The following is a 4214-nucleotide window of genomic DNA, read 5'->3' on the forward strand; positions in this document are numbered from 1 at the left end:
TCTTGGTTTCCAAATCATTAGTAATTCCCAGGGAGCAACTCTTTATCAAAAAGATTTAGATTATGTACAAACTGTCAATTTAACTCAAGGTGTAAAAATTAATTTTATCTATGGAAATATCACAGACTTAGGTACTAAAAAAGGAGCTTACGGCGGTAACGATCCACAATTTGAACGTCAGCAAATATCACAAGTATGGTCTAACTTATCTTCAGAAAATTCAAGTTTATTTTGCATCACTAATGGTCAATTTTTTAGGAACGATAAAAACACCTCTACAGGGTTAGCATTTCCTGTCAAGTCAAATGGAATTATAGTTAGTGATGGTTATGCCGGAGAAATAGAATTTCCCGATGAAAAATTAATGCTAGAAGTCTGGAATGATAGAGCATTAATTACTAAATTTGAGCAAAAAAAATTGCAATTATCCACAGCACCTAATCTTATTGTTGGTTTACAGGAAAATGCTGACAAAGGAGTCGAAAATAAAACAGGTAGAACATTTATTGGAGTTAAAGATAAAGATGGCGATCGCCTCAATGAAACAATTTTAATTTTTACTTCTAAACAAGCAACTCAAGCCCATGCAGCTCAAATTTTGAAAAGTTTCGGTGCTAGTCAAGTAATGATGTTAGATGGTGGAGGTTCTACACAATTAATTTGTCAGGGGAATAATTATATAACTTCACCAAGAACCCTACCTCAAATGATTGTTATAGCCCTGCGCGCAGACAACAGACAACAGGCAATAGGGGGAATAAAAAGCTGTTTGCGTAGCATTCCGTCAGGAATAATATAAAAATTTTAGCTATTGGACAATTCCTGCAATTTGTAAATATGCCAGCGTACATTGCTATATATTAGGGTAGTTTTATGAATACTTGGTAAAGTTATTGATACTTTTTAGATGTTTATTTAAAGATTCGGTTTTGGAGTAATTTTTCTAATTTGTAGCGATATAGAGAAAAATTTGGATAAAGTTAAATAGCTTTTTGATAAGAAGTGATCGCCTCTTCTTAGTTACATTTACTGCTACAATTAAAGAATTTTAATAAGTGTACAGACTGATTCTACTAACTTTCCAATGAAATTATACGCAATCTTTAGGGGTTAACGGCTGTTAACCCTTACTATCTATGATATAGCGTTTTTGAGTAAGTCCTGTTTACTAATTTTCCCCAGAGGAATTTCTGGAATTAACTCCTCAAATTTCGCCAATTCCATCCTTATCTTTCCATTTCGCTAAATCTATTCATATCGCTAATCACTAATTTCCACAATAGCTTCTCCAACTTCTAGCATTCGTAATGCTTCAGCAAAAGTATTGCTCAAAATTAGTCGCAGGTTTCTGTTAGTAACGTTCCCACAAGTCAACCAAAGAATTTGAGGAGGAGTTCCTAAACGAGTAACTAACTCGACAAAATCACTGTCTTTACTAACAATAACTACACCAAGGTTTCTTGCAGCATTGAAAATATCTATATCTTCAGCATCTCGTAACCCCAAATCTCTAAGAGCTGTAGCATTAACATTAAAAGTTTCGACCAACCAATTAGCTAAATTTGGAGGAAGTTGGGCATCAATCCAAAAATTCATACTGTTAACTTAGGGATATTAGTTCGTCGGGAAGCAAACAACAAACAAGCTTGAATATCCTCCGCTTCCAAGTCTGGAAAATCTTCTAAAATTTCTCCACTACTAACATTTTCTGCCAGCATCTCTAAAATATCAGAAACACGAATTCGCATTCCTCGAATGCAAGGTCTCCCTCCACATTGTTTGGGGTTATAAGTAATTCGATTAAGCAAGCTTTGTGCAGTCATTTTAGTTACATTTATTGCTACAATTAAACAACTTTAACAAGTTTACAGACTGATTCTACTAATTTTCCAATGAAATTATACACAAATATAATATTAAAACCAACACACCAAAACCAACTATTTAAAATTCCAATCCTCACCACCAGGCAATTTACAGAACTCATTATCAAGCACATCTCGCAAACCTTCTCTTGAATAATTGTACGTCAAACTTATCAATCTATTAGCTAGATCTATAACTTTTACTTTATCCACAAGTTGGCGTAATTGATTAGGCTTATAAATACCTGCTTTTACTTCCACACTAGCCTCAAAAATAGCATCTTTAAAAGCATTTTCTAAATCTATTTCCCAATCATCTATATTAATATAATAAGATGTTTTATTAGCCTTAATATTTAACCGTTGAATCTTCAGCACTGAATCTCTAATTGATGCTGCCCAAGAATTAGTCAAACGTTCTTCAACTTGATTTTTAATTAAATGTACTAATAACCTAACTAAAAAACTTTCAATTTTTTGTAAAATTTGTTCTTTACTCATCCACTCCCATTCATCTATTATCGCTAAGGCATCATCATATCGACCTTCCATAATACTTCGTTTTAAATCAATTAATTCTTGACTCATAAGATAAAATATTGTTTGATTAATTAATAAAATTACTATTATTTAGTTTACTTTCTTTTGTAATTCTAATTAAAAATCGCAGTGCTTCATTCACAGCCTCTGCGTTAGGAAACATTTCTGCAACATTAGGATCTAACTTAATTATTGTTTCCCCAAAACTTTTACGTTTAGCACTCATTTTTCTGATTTTTAAACTTTTTAAGTCATATTCTGGCTATAATTTATCTTCCATTTTGTACAGATTCTCCAGTTATAATGTAACGATATTAATTGTAAGAATAATCTGGAAGATAGGGAGTCGTGAAAAATTTAGGAGCGCTCTGTAGAACACTCCTACATGATATTTTCTTGAAAATTATACTAGCTGAAAGCTAATTACTAAGAGCGACTTAATGCCCAATTCCTACATATTGAAAACCAGCAGCTTCCAACTCTTTACGATCGCAGAAATTACGTCCATCAACAAATAAATTATGCTCCATGGACTTCACCATTTTAGCATAATCTAATTTCTCAAACTGTTTCCAGTCAGTCACCAACACCAAAGCATCACAACCATCAGCAAGTCTTTCTGCATCTGTTTCCACTACCACACCAGTCAAACCATGACGCATACCAGATTGAGAAATAATCGGATCGTAAGCCTTCACCTTTGCCCCCAACCTGTTCAACTCCTGAATCAAATCTAGAGAAGGTGCATCCCGCATATCATCAGTATCAGGCTTAAAGGTCAAACCCAATAACCCAATAGTCTTACCCTTAAGAATTTTCAACGCTTGCTGTAACTTATCTATTGCAATCATGCGTTGACGCTTATTCACATCAATTGCCGATTTCAACAACTGTGCCTCACAACCATAGTCATCAGCAGTATGCACCAAAGCAGAAACATCTTTCGGGAAACAAGAGCCACCCCAACCAATACCAGCTTGTAAAAACTTATTACCAATGCGGGAGTCTAAACCAATACCCCTAGACACTTGAGTCACATCTGCACCAACGCGATCGCAAATATTAGCAATCTCATTCACAAAGCTAATCTTAGTTGCCAAGAAAGAATTAGCAGCATACTTAATCATCTCTGCCGAACTCAAATCTGTTGTTACCACTGCTACTGGTGGGAGTGAAGGATCGTCAGCATACTTACGTTCAACCAGAGGAGCATAAAGCTCCAACATCATATCTAATGCCTTTTGACTATTACTACCCAATACTATGCGGTCTGGATTAAAAGTATCGAATATAGCGGAACCTTCGCGTAAAAACTCTGGGTTACTAACCACATCAAATTCAGCTTCAATATCTGTACCGGAGCCACCCTCCTCTTTTTTCCGTTCATCAACCCCATCTAAAACAATTCTTCGTACCCAGTCACCAGAGCCAATAGGTACAGTTGATTTATTAACAATTACCTTATAACCTGTAGTCAAATGAGCGCCTATCCCCTTGGCCACTGCCTCCACATAACGAGTATCGCTTTCCCCTGTAGGGAGTGGGGGAGTACCAACAGCGATAAATAAAATATCGCCATGCTCCACCCCAGCTTTCAAGTCAGATGTAAACTCTAGAGTTCCTGCTTTGGTGCAATCTTGCATCAGTTCAGATAACCCCGGTTCGTAGATTGGAGACTGTCCTGATTTTAAGAGTTTAACTTTTTCCTCGTTGTTGTCTACGCAAATTACATGATGTCCTGTATGAGATAGACAAACCCCTGTAACTAAGCCAACGTAGCCAGTACCAATGACACAAACACGCATCTTT

6 protein-coding genes are annotated in these 4214 nt (G+C 35.7%); 1 reads left to right on the forward strand and 5 read right to left on the reverse strand.

Going from position 1 to position 4214, the window contains the following annotated elements; genetic code table 11:
- Positions 1-799 (forward strand): phosphodiester glycosidase family protein (locus tag AC3DU7_RS26855; protein WP_488042324.1); only part of this gene is annotated, 799 nt, incomplete at its 5' end.
- Between the two features lie 461 nt (positions 800-1260).
- Here AC3DU7_RS26855 and AC3DU7_RS26860 read toward each other — a convergent pair.
- The 5 genes from AC3DU7_RS26860 to AC3DU7_RS26880 all read right to left on the reverse strand — a co-directional run bounded on the left by AC3DU7_RS26860 (position 1261) and on the right by AC3DU7_RS26880 (position 4210).
- On the reverse strand, positions 1261-1596 hold the full coding sequence (locus AC3DU7_RS26860) for a DUF5615 family PIN-like protein (RefSeq protein WP_488042325.1): 336 nt from the start codon (positions 1594-1596) through the stop codon (positions 1261-1263).
- Entirely contained in the window at positions 1593-1823 is a 231-nt protein-coding gene (locus tag AC3DU7_RS26865) for a DUF433 domain-containing protein (RefSeq protein WP_488042326.1), read from the reverse strand. Before AC3DU7_RS26865 ends, AC3DU7_RS26860 begins: the two co-directional genes overlap by 4 nt.
- A 117-nt stretch (positions 1824-1940) precedes the next feature.
- Positions 1941-2453, reverse strand: a complete 513-nt coding sequence (locus AC3DU7_RS26870; protein WP_488042327.1) for a DUF29 family protein — start codon at positions 2451-2453, stop codon at positions 1941-1943.
- 19 nt (positions 2454-2472) lie between these two features.
- Positions 2473-2631, reverse strand: a complete 159-nt coding sequence (locus AC3DU7_RS26875; protein ID WP_488042328.1) for a hypothetical protein — start codon at positions 2629-2631, stop codon at positions 2473-2475.
- Positions 2632-2842: 211 nt separating this feature from the next.
- A complete protein-coding gene (locus AC3DU7_RS26880; protein WP_488042329.1) occupies positions 2843-4210 on the reverse strand; it encodes a UDP-glucose dehydrogenase family protein in 1368 nt (455 codons plus the stop codon).
- Between the last annotated feature and the right edge of the window lie 4 nt (positions 4211-4214).

It is taken from the genome of Okeania sp. (assembly GCF_983059655.1).